General features: G+C 68.0%; 10 protein-coding genes. 2 read left to right on the top strand and 8 right to left on the bottom strand.

The genetic code is table 11. The features are described 5' to 3' along the window. Positions 1-207 precede the first annotated feature (207 nt). Positions 208-1,020 (bottom strand): alpha/beta hydrolase, encoded by an 813-nt coding sequence (locus tag QX128_RS09335; protein ID WP_316237319.1) that lies wholly within the window; start codon positions 1,018-1,020, stop codon positions 208-210. A gap of 40 nt (positions 1,021-1,060) precedes the next feature. Continuing rightward, the gene (locus QX128_RS09330) at positions 1,061-2,032 is read right to left on the bottom strand and encodes an alpha/beta hydrolase (protein WP_316237318.1); all 972 of its coding nucleotides are present in this window, start codon (positions 2,030-2,032) and stop codon (positions 1,061-1,063) included. 106 nt (positions 2,033-2,138) lie between these two features. On the opposite strand from QX128_RS09330, the gene QX128_RS09325 reads away from it, so the two are divergent. Next, positions 2,139-3,050 carry a LysR family transcriptional regulator gene (locus QX128_RS09325; protein ID WP_315801518.1) on the top strand — a complete coding sequence of 304 codons (912 nt, stop codon included), beginning with the start codon at positions 2,139-2,141 and terminating at the stop codon, positions 3,048-3,050. 146 nt (positions 3,051-3,196) lie between these two features. On the opposite strand, the gene QX128_RS09320 is transcribed toward QX128_RS09325, so the two are convergent. Then, complete coding sequence (locus tag QX128_RS09320) at positions 3,197-3,748, bottom strand: carboxymuconolactone decarboxylase family protein (RefSeq protein ID WP_315801517.1); 552 nt, start codon at positions 3,746-3,748, stop codon at positions 3,197-3,199. A gap of 93 nt (positions 3,749-3,841) precedes the next feature. On the opposite strand from QX128_RS09320, the gene QX128_RS09315 reads away from it, so the two are divergent. Further along, positions 3,842-4,642: an AraC family transcriptional regulator gene (locus QX128_RS09315; protein WP_315801516.1), complete on the top strand. Its 801-nt coding sequence runs from the start codon at positions 3,842-3,844 to the stop codon at positions 4,640-4,642. A gap of 30 nt (positions 4,643-4,672) precedes the next feature. Here QX128_RS09315 and QX128_RS09310 read toward each other — a convergent pair whose 3' ends face one another. The 5 genes from QX128_RS09310 to QX128_RS09290 all read right to left on the bottom strand — a co-directional run bounded on the left by QX128_RS09310 (position 4,673) and on the right by QX128_RS09290 (position 14,551). Beyond that, positions 4,673-8,182: a PAS domain-containing hybrid sensor histidine kinase/response regulator gene (locus QX128_RS09310; RefSeq protein WP_316237317.1), complete on the bottom strand. Its 3,510-nt coding sequence runs from the start codon at positions 8,180-8,182 to the stop codon at positions 4,673-4,675. Positions 8,183-8,683: 501 nt separating this feature from the next. Further along, complete coding sequence (gene hemA / locus QX128_RS09305) at positions 8,684-9,913, bottom strand: 5-aminolevulinate synthase (protein WP_316218207.1); 1,230 nt, start codon at positions 9,911-9,913, stop codon at positions 8,684-8,686. A gap of 209 nt (positions 9,914-10,122) precedes the next feature. Beyond that, positions 10,123-11,181, bottom strand: a complete 1,059-nt coding sequence (locus tag QX128_RS09300) for an MBL fold metallo-hydrolase (RefSeq protein WP_316237316.1) — start codon at positions 11,179-11,181, stop codon at positions 10,123-10,125. 253 nt (positions 11,182-11,434) lie between these two features. Next, positions 11,435-13,573: a HAMP domain-containing methyl-accepting chemotaxis protein gene (locus QX128_RS09295; protein WP_316237315.1), complete on the bottom strand. Its 2,139-nt coding sequence runs from the start codon at positions 13,571-13,573 to the stop codon at positions 11,435-11,437. A gap of 243 nt (positions 13,574-13,816) precedes the next feature. Continuing rightward, a complete protein-coding gene (locus QX128_RS09290) occupies positions 13,817-14,551 on the bottom strand; it encodes a porin family protein (protein WP_315801511.1) in 735 nt (244 codons plus the stop codon). Positions 14,552-14,645: the final 94 nt, after the last annotated feature.

Genomic DNA, 14,645 nt, shown 5'->3' with positions numbered 1-14,645 from the left:
TTTCAAATCTAGGATCAACTAACTTTCTAGGCTTTGTCTGGTAAGGTTCAACCATGGGCTGTGTCAACTGCCGCGATCTGCGTTTGGGTCGCCGACTTCGCTTCAACTCGGTCAAACCCGCCGTTTTTCGAGCCAGTTCCTCCTCCGGCCCTCTCAAGATCGTAGTCGTCGAGTGGGACCCCCGCTAAAGTACGGAGTGGCCGAACGCTAAAGAAACCGCCCCACAAACCCCAGCGCCGTTTCCGCCACCTCGCGCCAGCCGCTGTCGATTGTCAGCGAGTGGCCGCGTTGCGGGAATTGGGCGAATTCGGTGACGGCGTGCTGGTTGCGCTTCTGCCAATCGTAGGCGGCGCGGGCGACCGAGGGCGGCACGGTGTGGTCGTGCTCGCCGGAGATGATCAGCAGCGGGCCGCGTTCGACGGCCTCGCTGTCGACGTGGGCCTCGGTCCAGGGATTGAGGTTGGCGGCCGCGGCCTGGAAGATCGGTCGGCCCGGGGCAGGCGCCTGGTAGGTTTCGTATAATGCGTCGCTCTCGGCTTCCGGCACGGAGTTCGCAAACGCGTAGCGGAATTGTTCGGGGGTAAGACTGACGTTGCGGTTGGCATTGAGCGGGTTCTGCAGGACCGGCCAGGCGGAGCGCAGCGCCGAGACGGGCAGCGGCAGCACGCCGCGGAATGGCGCCGGATCGATCGCGACCGTCGCCGCCGACAGCCCGCGGCCGGCGAGGATCTGCGCGATCAGGCCGCCGAAGGAATGGCCGAGCACGGCGGGGCGCCGGTCGAGCGCGCCCGCGATCGCGGCGAAGTGCGCCGCCACCTCGCCGATCGTTTCGGGCGCTGCGGCGCCGCCCATCTCCGCCGGCCAGCCGGGCGCCAGCGTGGCGTAGCCTGCCGCGTTGAACAACTCGGCCCAGCGGTCCCACGAGCTGGGCTTCAGCCACAGGCCGTGGATGAAGATGACCGCAGGCTTTTGCGCGGCGTTGGCCGCGCCGATCGCATCATCGAGAGCGTGGGTCGACATGATCGGCGCCTTCTGCTGCGTTGGATCAGTTGCGCGAGGATCAGCGCGACGACGGCGTGGCGGCCGGCTGCCCGTTGAGGAAGGCGTCGATCGCAGCGACCGTCGCGGTGGGCTGCTCTTCCATCAGCCAATGGCCGGAGCCTTCGATGACCTGCTCCTGCACGTTGTTCGCGCCGGCCCGTGCCACCACCGCCATGGTCGGGCCGAAGGACGCCGCGCCGCCGATCGCCAGCACCGGCATCGTCAGCTTGCCATGGGCCGCGAGCCAGGCGCGGTTGTCGATGGCGTCCTGATCGAAGGCGGCGAACTGGCTGAAGCCGGCATGCATCCGCCCGGGGCCGGCATAGAGCTCCGCGTAGTGGACGCGCGCGGCCTCCGGGAAATGCGCAGGGTTGGCGGAGAACTCGTTCCAGAAGCGGTCGAGATAGATGCGCTCGCGGCCCTCGACCAGGCGCTCCATGTCGGGGCCGCCGAAGCGGAAGTGCCACAGCAGCGGGTTCTTGAGGATCTCCTCCCACGGGCCGATGCCCGGCACCGGCGCATCCATCAGCACCAGCTTGGTCACGCGGTCGGAATGCCGCGCTGCCAGCGCATAGGCGACCATGTTGCCGATGTCGTGGGCCACGACCTCGGCGGTGCGCGCGCCCAGCGCGTCCATGACGCCGGTGATGTCCTCGGCCTGGTTGGCCTTCTCGAAACCCTTGTCGGCGCGGGCGGAGAGGCCGAGGCCGCGCAAATCGGGCACGATCACGGTGTGGTTCTCGGCGAGCTTGGCGGCGAGCGGCACCCACATGTCGCCGGTGTCGCCATAGCCGTGCAGCAGCACCACCGCGGGTCCTGTGCCGCCGACGCGGACGTGGAGCGTGGTGCCGTTGGTCGGGATCTCCTGGGTGCGGAAGCTCTTCGGGAACTTGCCGGGCGCCTCGGTCGCGTCGGCGAGGGCGGCGCTGGTCAGCATCGTGAGCGCGCTGGCGGCGAGGGCGGTTCGTTGCAGCAGGCGGGGCAGGGTCATGACGGTCTCCGTAGGTTGCTTCGTGTTGATGCACGCAAAGCTAGACGAACCCCAATCGCGGTATTAGAGGGTAGTGACGCCAAAGATTTTTGATCTGGACGCAAAGATGGTACTGGCCAGCGCGGACCGCGCCCGGGATCTCGAGGTGTTCTGCGCGGTCGCCGACAGCGGCAGCTTCTCGGCCGCGGGCCGGGGCCTCGGGCTGACGCCGTCGGCCGTCAGCCGCACGCTCGACCGCATCGAGGCGCGGCTCGGCGCGCGGCTGCTGCTGCGGTCCACGCGCGTGCTCACGCTGACCGCCGAGGGCCTGGCCTATCTCGCGGCCGCCCGCCGCATTCTCGCCGATCTCGACGAGGCCGAGCAAGCGATCGCGGATCAGGGCGCGCCGCGCGGGCGCATCCGGGTCAGCGCCGCGCTGTCGCACGGCCGCATCTGCATCGTGCCGTTGCTCGGCGAGTTCGTGCGGCGCTATCCGAACATCCTCGTCGACATCAATCTCAGCGACGGCCTCGTCGATGTGGCGGCGGGCCAGGCCGACGTCGCCATTCGCGGCGGTCCGCTGGCCGACAGCGCGCTCACCGCGCGGCGCCTCGGCGACAATGGCCGCACCATCGTCGCCTCGCCGGACTATCTGGCGCGCTGGGGCGTGCCGCAGACTCCGGAAGACCTCACCAACCACAACTGCCTGAACTTCAGCTTCCGCCGCGCCGAGCCGGTGTGGCCGTTCCGTCGCGACGGCGTCAACTATGCGCTGAAGCTGCGCGGCGCCGTCGAAGCCAACAGCGGCGACACGCTCAGCCAGCTCGCGCTCGATGGCGTCGGCATCGCCCGCGTCGGCGATTTCAGCCTCGGCAACGCGATCGCAGAGGGACGGCTGGTGCCGCTGCTCGAGGCGTTCAATCCCGGCGACAGGGAAGTCTTCCACGCCGTGTTCGTCGGCGGTCCCAACATGCCCGCGCGCGTCCGCGTGTTCGTGGACTATCTCGTGGAGCGGATGGGCGCGAGGGGAGAACCTTAGTTCTTGCCTCAAAGGATGTTCTGCGACCCTCGCAAGCGACAGCGGCCGGGGTTTGCGCCCGGCCGCCGCGCCATGTTCGAGGATGCTCCGTCAACAGACGCTGTCAGATGCAGTGCGCGACGGCATGGATCGTCTGGGAGGCTTCCTTACCCGGCCGTCTGCAGGGTGAGCGCGACCTTCGGGAAGTCGATGTCGGTGTGCGCGGCGTTGTTGACGTAGTTCGTCAGCACGTTGATCGCGACGTTCGCGATGATCTCGATCAGCCGGCCATCGTCGAGACCCGCCGCGCGCGCCGTGGCGAGGTCGGCGTCGGCGACCTGTCCCTTGGTGTCGACGACGCGGCGCGCGAGGCGGGCGACGGCTGCGTCGATGGCGTCATCAGCGGTGCCTTCGCGAGCCTTGCGGAGGCCGTCCGGGCTGAGGCCTGCGCCCTTGCCCATCAGCGAATGGGCCGAGAGACAATATTCGCAGCCATTGGCCTGGGCGACCGCGAGCGCGACGATCTCGCGTTGCCTCGCGGTGAGCGCGCCCTTGGCGAGTGCATCGGAGAAGGCGATGTAGCCGTTCAGCGCGGCGCCCGACTGCGCGAGCGTCGAGAACAGGTTCGGCGTCATGCCGATCTTGGCCTTCACGGCGGACAGTGTGGCGACGACGCCGGCATCGGCGCTGACGGTGTCGACGGGAGCAATGCGGGGCATGGGAACATCCTTGGTGTGAGGTGCGGGCTTGCACGCCCCCTCCATGCCGGACTATGTGTGGCTTTAGGTGCCAGAAACATTGCAGATCGTCCCATGGACCCTTTTGCCGCGCTGTTTGCCCATGTCACGCCGCGGGCTCGGACCTTCTTCTCCGGCAACCTTTGCAACACCGTGGAATTCGGACCGGAGGGCCATCTGCACCTGTTCAAGGCCGGCGTGCTGACCCTGACCCAGCCGGGCGCAGACGACTTGAAACTGCACGAGCCGACCCTGATGTTCTTTCCGCGCGGACGGACGCATCGCTTCGTCGTCGATCCCGAGCGTGGTGCGGATCTCGTTTGCGCGACCGTCGAGCTCGGCGGCGCCGAGGGCAATCCGATCGGTGAGGGACTGCCCGAGCTCGTGGTGCTGCCGCTCGCCGGGCATCCGACGCTCACGCCGGTCTGCGACCTGCTGGTCGCCGAGGGGTTTGCCGATGGCGGCGGTCGGCAGGCGGCGCTGGACCGGCTGTTCGACTATCTGCTGATCCTGATCGTCCGCGACGTCGTCGCCAGCGGCGCGGTCGAGAGCGGCGTGCTCGCCGGGCTCGCTGACCCGCGCCTGGCGAAGGCGCTGACCGCGATCCATGACGCGCCGGGCCGGGCGTGGAGCCTCGAGGATCTCGCCGATATCGCCGGCATGTCGCGCACGCGCTTCGCCGATCTGTTCCGGGCGCGCGTCGGCCGAACGCCGATCGACTATCTGACGGCTTGGCGCATGACGCTGGCGCGGCAGCTGCTTGCCAAGGGCAAGTCCGTCAAGAGCGTCGCTTCGCAGGTCGGCTACGACAGCGCCGCGGCGTTCTCGCGTGTGTTCAGCCGGGTGTCGGGGCGCCCACCGCGGGAGGTGCGGTAGCCCGAGCGGCCGTTTCGCCGACCGGCGTTCCTACTCCGCCGCCACCATCTGCTGGATCCGCCACTGTCCCAACAACGCCCGCAGCGACGCCGGCTTCAGCGGCTTGTTGAGCACGGCGACGTTGTCGTCGCGGGCAGCGGCGCGGACGTGGGGGCTGCGGTCGGCGGTGATCAGGATCGCGGGCAGTGCCTCGTTGAAGCGGCGGCGGATGTCGCGGATGGCGGCGATGCCGTTGCCGCGGTCGAGATGGTAGTCGACGAGCAGGCCGGTGACGGCGCCATCGCGCGCCGCGATCGCCTCCATCGCGGACTCCGGATCAGGCACGGCGATCACCTCGGCGTCCCACGCCGTCAGCAGGGTCTTCATGCCGTCGAGGATCGCCGGATCGTTCTCGATGCAGACGATCAGCGCGCCGGCAATCGGCGTCGTCGCCAGCGGCGTCGCGCTGGTGACGGCGGCGGTGTGGTTGATCGCTTTCGCAATCGGCACCGTGACCGAGAACACCGAGCCGCGGCCGGGCCGCGAGTCCAGCGCGATGCCGTGATTGAGCACGCGGGCGATGCGCTCGACGATCGACAGCCCCAGGCCGAGGCCGCGGGCGATCCGCGCGCCCTGCTCGAGACGGTGGAATTCCTTGAAGATCTCGCCGCGCTTGACCGGGGGAATGCCGACGCCGGTGTCGTAGACGCCGATCTGCAGCGACTGGCCGTGGCGGCGGCAGCCGACCAGCACGCGGCCCTTGGGCGTGTACTTGATGGCGTTGGAGATGAAGTTCTGCAGCAGCCGGCGCAGCAGCAGGCGGTCGGACTCGACCGGCAGCGACGACGGCACGAACACCAGCTCCAGACCCTTGGCGCGCGCGGCGGGCGCGAACTCGATCTCCAGCGAGCGCATCAAATCGGCCATCTTGAAGCTCGACACCGAGGGCGTCATCGCGCCGGCATCGAGCCGGGAGATGTCGAGCAGCGCGCCGAGGATCTCCTCGATCGCTTCCAGCGAGTCGTCGATGTTCTCGACCAGGCGCGAATCCTCGCCGGCCGTCTGCCGCTCGACGAGGCTCGTCACATAGAGCCGCGCCGCGTTCAGCGGCTGCAGGATGTCGTGGCTGGCCGCCGCAAGGAAGCGCGTCTTGGAGATGTTGGCGTCCTCGGCGGCGCTCTTGGCCAGCGCCAGCTCCGAGTTCAGCCGCGTCAGCTCCTCGGTGCGGTCGCGGACGCGTTTTTCCAGCGTCGCATTGGCGCGCTCCAGTGCCTCGGCGGCCTCGAACGAGGGCGTGACGTCGGTAAACGTGATGACGAGGCCGCCACCCGGCATGCGGTTGGTGCGGACCTCGATCACCATGTGGCGGTCGGCGAGGCGTTCCAGATAAGGCTCGCCCTCGGTGGTGTAGGCGGCGAGCCGGCGCGCCAGCAGCGCCTCGCCGTCCTCATAGGTGGGCGCGCCGATCGTGCCCATGAATTCGAGGATTTCCTTCAGCGGGCTGCCGATCTGCACCAGATCCGGCGGCAGCCCGAGCAGGTCGACGAACTGGCCGTTGGAGCAGATCAGTTGCAGATCGGCGTCGAACACCGCGATGCCCTGGCGCACATGGTTCAGCGCGGTCTGCAGGATCTCGCGGTTGAAATGCAGCGCGGCATGGGAATCGTCGAGCAGCTTGAGCGCGGCCTTGGCCGACACCGTGCGCTTGCGCAGGAGCAGCGACATCACCAGGCGCGACGACGCGGCGCCGATCGAGGAGGCGATCAGATGCTCGGCATGGCGCAGCAGCTCGAAATCGGCCGGCGCGGCCGGATCGAGCGGCAGGTTGCGCTGGGCGGCGAAGGCCTCGAACGAGGCGCGGGCGCGGTCGGGGCCGAGATATTGGCCGACCGTGCTCTGGATGTCCTGCACCGTGACGGTCGAGCGCCAGCGCCGGAAGCTCGGCGCGCTCGGCGTCAGCTCGGCCGGCACGAAGATGTCGGCCTGCAACAGCTCGATCGACGACGGCTGCCGCGCCAGCGACAGCACGATGTAGGTCAGCAGATTGAGCGACAGGCTCCACAGCACGCCATGCAGCAGCGGCGGCAGGTCGGTGCCGAGCAGCGCCTGCGGCCTGAGCGCCTCGAGCCCGAACGGGCCGTGCTGAAGAAACAGGATGCCCGCGGTCGAGGTGTCGAGGAAGCTCGGGATGAACAGCGTGTAGAGCCAGACGGCGAAGCCGACCAGCATGCCGCCCATCGCGCCGCGCGCGGTCGCGCGCCGCCAGAACAGGCCGCCGAAGAAGCTCGGCGCGAGCTGCGCGATGGCGGCGAACGACAGCAGGCCGATCGCGGCGAGCTGGGTGTTACCGAGCGCGCGATAGTAGAAATAGGCCATCACCATGATGGCGAAGATCGCGATGCGGCGGGTGCCGAGCAGGAAGCCGGCGAAGTCGCGGCCGATCTCGCGCTGCTCCTGCTGGCGCTGCAGCACCAGCGGCACGACGATGTCGTTGCAGACCATGATCGACAGCGCGACGCATTCGACGATCACCATCGCGGTCGCCGCCGACAGGCCGCCGACGAAGACCAGCACCGACAGCCATTGCGAATTGGCCTCGATCGGCAGCGCCAGCACATACATGTCGCTGTCGACGGCGCCGAACGGGAAGGTGATGAGGCCGGCGAGGGCGATCGGGATCACGAACAGATTGATCGCGACGAGATAGAGCGGAAACAGCCAGCGCGCGCGCGACACCTCGGCATCGTCGGCGTTCTCGACCACGCTGACATGGAACTGGCGCGGCAGCAGCATCGCGGCGCAGAACGACAGCAGCGTCATGGTGAGGAAGCTGCCGATGCCCGGCACGTATTCCAGCGCGCGCTCGGCCTCCGGCGATTTCATCGCACGCTCGATCAGCTCGACCGGCGAGAACATAACGAAGGTGACGAAGGCGCCGGCGGCGATGAAGGCGACCAGCTTGATGATCGATTCGGTCGCGACCGCCAGCATCAGGCCGTGCTGGTGCTCGGTGGCGTCGGTCTGGCGGGTGCCGAACAGCACCGCGAAGATCGCCATCGCCAAGGTCACCATCAGCGCCATGTCGCCGACGATCGGGATATGGGCGAAGGCGCGGTCGTCGACCATGATGGTCTCGAGCGACGATGCCACCGCCTTGAGCTGCAGCGCGATGTAGGGCACCGAGCCGATGATCGCGATCAGCGCCACGGTCGCCGCCACCGCCTGGCTCTTGCCGTAGCGGGCGCCGATCAGGTCGGCGACCGAGGTGATGTTCTGCGACTTGGCAAGGCGGATGACTCGGCGCAGCAGCGGCGTGCAGGCGCCGACCATCAGGATCGGCCCGAGATAGATCGCGAGGAAGTCGACGCTGTTGCGCGAGGCGAAGCCGACCGAGCCGAAGAAGGTCCAGGACGTGCAGTAGATGGCGAGCGACAGCGGGTAGATCAGCCCGGCCAGCGGTGACGGCCGCCGTTCACCGGCCCGGTTGCCGCGGCTGGCGACCAGGAACAGGAACCCGATGTAGCCGAACGCGGCCAGGATCACGCCCCAGTCGTGCAGCATGCGTTGACGCCAACTCCTCGATCGATCCCTCTGGACGAGCAGCAAACTTAGCGCTTTGCGGGGGGCGGGGCGATAGGGATGTGGCAGGGGACGCGGGAATGAAGCGGCGTCGTTAAGGACGGCGGCGCGTTGGCTATTGCGGCGCGTCCTGCCCATGAGAGCCGATGTCGTCGCAGCGGGGCCGGTCTGCTCCCCTCCCCCTTGCGGGGAGGGGTTGGGGGTGGGGGTCTCCGGGCGCTTAACTCAGTGGGACGCGCGCGTCGCGCTACTCGAAGGCTACAGTTGTGAGCTCGCGAGCCCAGCTCCTCACCGGCAGCGGGACTCGTGGACCCCCACCCCCGACCCCTCCCCGCAAGGGGGAGGGGAGCGCAGCGGAGTGCTGGGCGGTAGCTTTGCCAGACCAGCGGAAGTGCCGTAGCCCGGATGAGCGCAGCGATATCCGAGGTCTCATGTGCGGTCGAGTTGAACCCGGGTGTCGCTGCGCTCACCCGGGCTACGAACTCACTCCGCCGCCAGCGGCTTCTCGTGCAGCGCCAGGCCCAGGCGTTCCCAGACCTGGAGCAGGGCCTCGGCCAGGCGGTCGATCAGGCCGTCGTCGTGGTAGGGCGAGGGCGTGATGCGCAGGCGCTCGGTGCCCTTGGCGACCGTGGGGTAGTTGATCGGCTGGATGTAGATGCCGTGCTCTTCCAGCAGCAGATCGGAGGCCTGCTTGCACTTCTCGGGATCGCCGACGAACAGCGGCACGATGTGGGTGTCGTTGGTCATCACCGGCAGGCCGGCGGCGTGGAGGACCGCCTTCACCCGCGCGGCGCGGTCCTGGTGGCGTTCACGCTCCCAGCTCGACGATTTCAGGTGCTTGATCGCAGCCGTCGCGGCCGAGCAGATCGGCGGCGGCAGCGCGGTCGTGAAGATGAAGCCCGGCGCGTAGGAGCGCACGGCATCGATGATCTCGCCCTTGGCGGCGATGTAGCCGCCGAGGCAGCCGAACGCCTTGGCCAGCGTGCCTTCGAGGATGTCGATGCGGTGCATGACGCCGTCGCGCTCGGCGATGCCGCCGCCGCGCGGGCCGTACATGCCGACCGCATGCACCTCGTCGACATAGGTCATCGCGTTGTAGCGCTCGGCGAGATCGCAGATCTCAGCCAGCGGTGCGACGTCGCCGTCCATCGAATACAGGCTCTCGCAGGCGATCAGCTTCGGCCGGTTCGGGCCCGCGGCGATCAGCAGCTGCTCGAGATGGGCGAGATCGTTGTGGCGCCAGATCTGGCGCTCGCAGCCGGACTGGCGCACGCCCTCGATCATCGAATTGTGGTTCAGCGCGTCCGACAGGATCAGGCAATCCGGGATCAGCTTGGCGAGCGTGGCGATGCCGGTCTGGTTGGAGACATAGCCTGACGTGAACAGCAGCGCCGCTTCCTTGCCATGGAGGTCGGCGAGCTCGGCTTCCAGCTGCACCAGGGGATGATGAGTTCCGGCGATGTTGCGGGTGCCGCCGGCGCCGGTGCCGACGCGGGTCGCGGTCTCGACCATCGCGCCGACCACCCTGGGGTGCTGGCCCATGCCGAGATAGTCGTTGGAGCACCAGATCACGACATTGCGCGGTCCGCTCGGCGAGTGCCAGGTCGCATGCGGGAACCGGCCGGCGATGCGTTCGAGATCGGCGAAGACACGGTAGCGACGCTCATCATGCAGGCGACCGAGGGCGGCACTGAAGTACTGGCTGTAGTCCATCACGAAACCCGAACTGGCGCGCTGCAGTGCAGCACCTGAAGCGAAAACCTCGCGGCATGCGTGGCGTGAGGTCTTCTTAGAGCGTTTCCAGAGCGGCTGTCGAGCCGGAATCCCACGGCGGGAATTGGGCGATTTGTCCAAGGGGCAGCTGATCCCGGCTGAACGGCGCCAGGATTGCGGCGACGCGGCGACGTTGCGGCCCCGCAGCCTCAGGTGGTGCGATAATGCAGCACGCTGTCGACGTCCTGGCTGGTCAGGCGGCCCTCGACCAGCATGTAGTTGACATGGGCGATCAGCTCGCCGGCGGCGAAGCCCATCTGGTGCGCATCGAGCACGTGCTTGTGGAACACGACCGGCACGAGCTGCGCCGAGGTTTTCGGCTCGTCGCGGCAGGCGTCCGCGATCATCCGGCAGCGCTCCTCATGGTGGTCGGCGAGCTGCTTGATGCGCGTCTTCAGCCCGTAGAACGGCACGCCGTGGCCGGGCAGCACCAGCACGTCATAGGGCAGGGTGGTGGTGAGGCTCGCCAGCGACGCCAGATACTCGCCGAGCGAGTTCTGGTCCGGCTCGACCGCCCAGACGCTGACATTCGGCGAGATCTTGCTCAGCACCTGGTCGGCGGACAGGAACAGCTTGTCGGCGGCGCAATACAGCATGACCTGGTCGAGCGCGTGACCGCCGCCGGTGATGACCTTGAAGCGCCGGCTGCCGATCTGGATCTCGTCGCCATGGGAGATGCGGCGGTAGGAGGCCGGCAGCACCGAGACGCGCTGCAGATATTCCTGGCCGCGGCCGAGCAGCTTGTCGGTCAACGTTTCGTCCATGCCGTGGCGGCGGAAGAACAGCCGCTGCGCATTGCGGCGCTCCTCGGTGCCGCGGTTCTGGTGATAGACCGACTGCAGGTACTCGACCTGCGACATCACCAGCGGGCAGGCGAAGCGCTCGACGATCCAGCCGGCGAGCCCGACATGGTCGGGATGAGAATGCGTCACGATCAGCCGGGTGATCTTCACGTGCTTCAGCGGGCCATCGAGCAGCCGCGTCCAGGCGCCGATCGATTCCTCGTTGCCGAAGCCGGAGTCCACCGCGACCCAGCCATCGCCGTCGGCGAGCAGATAGATGTTCACATGGTTGAGGCGGAACGGCAGCTTCAGGCGCAGCCACAGCACGCCGGGCGCGACCTCGACGACCTGGTCCTCACCGGGATGCTGCTCCCAGGGATAGCGCAGGGCTTCGGCGGAGGAGGGAACGGTGTCTGTCTTGGTCATGCCTCATCGATTAACGGCCGCCGCGGGCGAGCGCCAGCCGAAAAACGCGATGGAAGCGGCATGGCTGGACGGCATTCCGGGACGCGGCAGGCCGGGCCTCATGGTTCGAGACGGCGCTGCGCGCCTCCTCACCATGAGGGTTGAGGGTCGGCGCTTCGATCCCACGCCCGGTTGGCCGCAAAGCGACCTGCGCCTCCTCACCCTGAGGAGCCGGCCGCAGGCCGGCGTCTCGAAGGGCGAGGCCCGATATAGACTACGCCGCCCTGATGTTGGTCAGGAACGCGTCGACCTCCGCGCGCAGCGTCTCCGCCTCGCGGCGCAGCGCCTCCGAGGCGCTGAGCACCTCGTTGGCGGAGGTGCCGGCCTGGGCCGAGGCGCTGGAGACGCCGGTGATGTTGTTGGAGACCTCGGTGGTGCCGGAGGCCGCCTGCTGGATGTTGCGGGCGATCTCGTGCGTCGCGGTGCCCTGCTGCTCCACGGCGGCGGCGATCGCGGTGGTGACGTTGTCGATCTCGGCGATCGTCCCGCCGATGTTGCGGATTGCCGACACGGCCGAGGACGCAACCTGCTGCATGCTCGCGATCTGCGAACGGATCTCGTCGGTGGCCTTGGCGGTCTGGCTCGCCAGGCTCTTCACCTCCTGCGCGACCACCGCGAAGCCGCGGCCGGCCTCGCCGGCGCGCGCCGCCTCGATGGTGGCGTTGAGCGCGAGCAGGTTGGTCTGCGAGGCGATCGCCTGGATCAGGTCGACGACGACGCTGACGCGGCTCGCATTGTCGGCGAGTCCCTGCATCGTCGAGTCGGTGGCGCCGGCTTCCTCGACCGCCTTCTTGGCAATCTGGGCCGAGGTCACGACCTGGCGGCTGATCTCCGCGATCGACGACGACAACTGCTCGGTGCCGGCCGACACGGTCTGGACGTTGACCGAGGTCTCCTCGGCAGCCGCCGCGACCGCATTGACCAGCGAGTTGGACTGGTCGGCGGTCTGCGACATGCTCTGTGCGGTCGCCTGCATGGCCGTGGCGGAGTTCTGCAGCGTGCCGAGGGCGCTGCGCACCGTCGCCTCGAACGTGGCGATCTGGGCCTCCATGCGCGCGGCGCGCTCGGCCTTGGCGGCATTCTCGCGGTCCTGCTCGGCGGCCAGGGTGCGGGCACGGACCATGTTTTCGCGGAACACCTGCAGGGTGTCGACCATCGCGCCGATCTCGTCGCGCTGCTTCGAGGCCGCGATCTCGGTGTCGAGATCGCCGCTCGACAGCGTCTGCATCGCCTGCTGCAGCCGCTTGATGCGGCGCAGGATGTTGCCGCCGACATAGAGCCAGACGAACAGCACCGAGCCGAGCAGCGTGGCTGCGCCGGCGCCGACCATGCCGAGCGTCGCCAGCTCGATGTCGCGGCCCGCCGTGGAGGTGGCACCTTCGGTCGACTTGCGAACGCCTTCGACGAGCTGCTGCACGCTGATGTCGAGGCCGACATTCAGCTTGCGCGTCTCCTCCAGCACGGTCTGGCCGTAGTCGTTGGCGTCGAGCTCCTTCTCGCGGGTCTTGAACACGCGGGTCTTGCCCTCGCCGAGCGCGGCGAGCTTCAGCGCGGCGTCGTGGATCGCCTTGGTGCTGCGGCCGGTCGGCAGCAGTTCGAGATTGGATTTGAGCTGCGCCAGCGCCTCCTTGAACTGCCGCTCGATCGTCTCCAGCGTGTCGCTGTCGTTGGCCGAGAGCGCGGCGGCCATCTGCGCCACCAGCAGGTTGCCGGATGCGATCACGTTGCCGAGCTGCTCGACGAAGCGGGCGGCGGCCGTCGCGTCGTCCGCCGACACCTCGGCCGCGCCGAGCACGGCGTTGAGCTGCGTCTGCGCGTCCAGCATCGGCTCGTTGGCGGCGGCGGTGAAGTCCGCCTGCGCCTTGCGCAGGGCGTCATACTGCTTGTTGTGAAGGGCTGCGACGTCGAGCCGCTCGCGCGCCGCCGACACCAGGCTCTGATTGGCCTCGTTGATGTTCTTGATGGTCTCGGCGAGCGGCGCCACCACGCTTTTCGCGGCGCCGAGCGCGCTGATCTCGCTCAGCCGCTCCTGCGTGGTCTTCTGGATCTCCTGCATCCTCTTCAGGCGATCGTTGAGCGCGTCCTCGCTCTGGGACTGCAGCAGCGCCGGGCCGAGGCTCGCCAAGCTGGAGCTCTGCGCCAGCAGTTGCAGGCTCGAGGTCAGGCGCGGAATGTCGCGGCCCGAGAGCTCGACCATGGCGCCGCCGACGTGGCGCAGCATCAGTCCCGCAGCGACGCTGATCGCGATCGCCATGCCGGCGATCACCGCGAAGGCTGCGAACAGGCTGCCGCGGACGCCCCATTTGGGTCGCAGCGCCCCGAGCATCCTGCTGAAGCTGAACCGAATCGCCATCTCTGGTGTCCCCCAATATGCACTATTTGTAGCTGTTGCTTGCAGGCAGTATCGGGGCCGGCGGTTAACAAATCAGGGAAACTACTCAGGGCGTGCCGAATTTTCGCGGATTTTCGCATTTCACCGCGCGGCATTTAACGGGATGGAAGGGGTTGTTCGGCCGCGCTTTCGATAACCTATGACAGAAAAGGCCGGCATCGCTGCCGGCCTTCCCGTCGTTTGTTGTTATTTGACGCCTGCGGATCAGTAGCGGGCCGCGAGCGGAGCGCCCCAGTTGAAGCGGTAGTTCACGCCAGCCTTGAAGGTGTGGTCGTCGGTGGTGAAGCTGCCGGTCGGGACCAGCGCGGCGGGCGCCGTGAAGGTGGCGCTGCCGAAATTGTAGTACTGATACTCGGCCTTGGCCGACCAGTTGGGCGCGAACATGTATTCGAGGCCGGCGCCGACGGTCCAGCCGTTGCGGTGGTCGCCGCTGGTCGCGAAGCCGACCGGCGTTCCGGCGAACGTCACCTTCTCGTTGTTGTCGGAATAGGCATAGCCGCCCTTCACGTAGAGCAGGCCCGGACCCCAGGTGTAGCCGAAGCGGCCGGTGATCGAGCCGAGGCCGCGCTGGCTGTTAGTGTAGGCGTAGCCGCCCGGGAATGCTGCTCCGACGCTTCCGCTCAGCCAGCTGTACTGGCCTTCCGCGCCGATCACCCAGGTGGGGGCGAACTGCCAGTCGGCACCGACCTGCACGCCGCCCAGGAAGCGGCCGTTGGAGTTGTTGCCGGTGGCGAGGCCGGAGAAATTGTTGTCGCTGGAGAACGCGCCGCCGAGATGGGCGCCGAGATAGAAGCCGGTCCAGTTGTAGATCGGAGCGGCGTAGGCCGGCGGCGCCTTGGTGGCGTAGGGGTAGGTCCGGGCGCCGAGATCGGCGGCGAAAGCGGACTGGGCCGAAGCCAGCGCGGCGACTGCAACGGTTGCGAACAGGATCTTCTTCATGGCGGGTCTCCGATACTCAACTAACAAGGCTCGCGCGTCGCGCGCCGTCGATGGATCGGAGATAGATCGCTTTTGAGTAAAATGCTGTCACTCG

The sequence above is a fragment of the Bradyrhizobium sp. SZCCHNR1015 genome, from assembly GCF_032489875.1.
Classification (GTDB): domain Bacteria; phylum Pseudomonadota; class Alphaproteobacteria; order Rhizobiales; family Xanthobacteraceae; genus Bradyrhizobium.
Note: the sequence above shows the minus strand (reverse complement) of the source record. Positions and strands in the feature narration are given on the sequence as shown.

Coding starts and splice junctions, on each gene's coding strand:
- QX128_RS09335 (WP_316237319.1), bottom strand. CDS start 1,020: ATGTCGACCCACGCTCTCGATGATGCGATCGGCGCGGCCAACGCCGCG.
- QX128_RS09330 (WP_316237318.1), bottom strand. CDS start 2,032: ATGACCCTGCCCCGCCTGCTGCAACGAACCGCCCTCGCCGCCAGCGCG.
- QX128_RS09325 (WP_315801518.1), top strand. CDS start 2,139: ATGGTACTGGCCAGCGCGGACCGCGCCCGGGATCTCGAGGTGTTCTGC.
- QX128_RS09320 (WP_315801517.1), bottom strand. CDS start 3,748: ATGCCCCGCATTGCTCCCGTCGACACCGTCAGCGCCGATGCCGGCGTC.
- QX128_RS09315 (WP_315801516.1), top strand. CDS start 3,842: ATGGACCCTTTTGCCGCGCTGTTTGCCCATGTCACGCCGCGGGCTCGG.
- QX128_RS09310 (WP_316237317.1), bottom strand. CDS start 8,182: ATGCTGCACGACTGGGGCGTGATCCTGGCCGCGTTCGGCTACATCGGG.
- hemA (WP_316218207.1), bottom strand. CDS start 9,913: ATGGACTACAGCCAGTACTTCAGTGCCGCCCTCGGTCGCCTGCATGAT.
- QX128_RS09300 (WP_316237316.1), bottom strand. CDS start 11,181: ATGACCAAGACAGACACCGTTCCCTCCTCCGCCGAAGCCCTGCGCTAT.
- QX128_RS09295 (WP_316237315.1), bottom strand. CDS start 13,573: ATGGCGATTCGGTTCAGCTTCAGCAGGATGCTCGGGGCGCTGCGACCC.
- QX128_RS09290 (WP_315801511.1), bottom strand. CDS start 14,551: ATGAAGAAGATCCTGTTCGCAACCGTTGCAGTCGCCGCGCTGGCTTCG.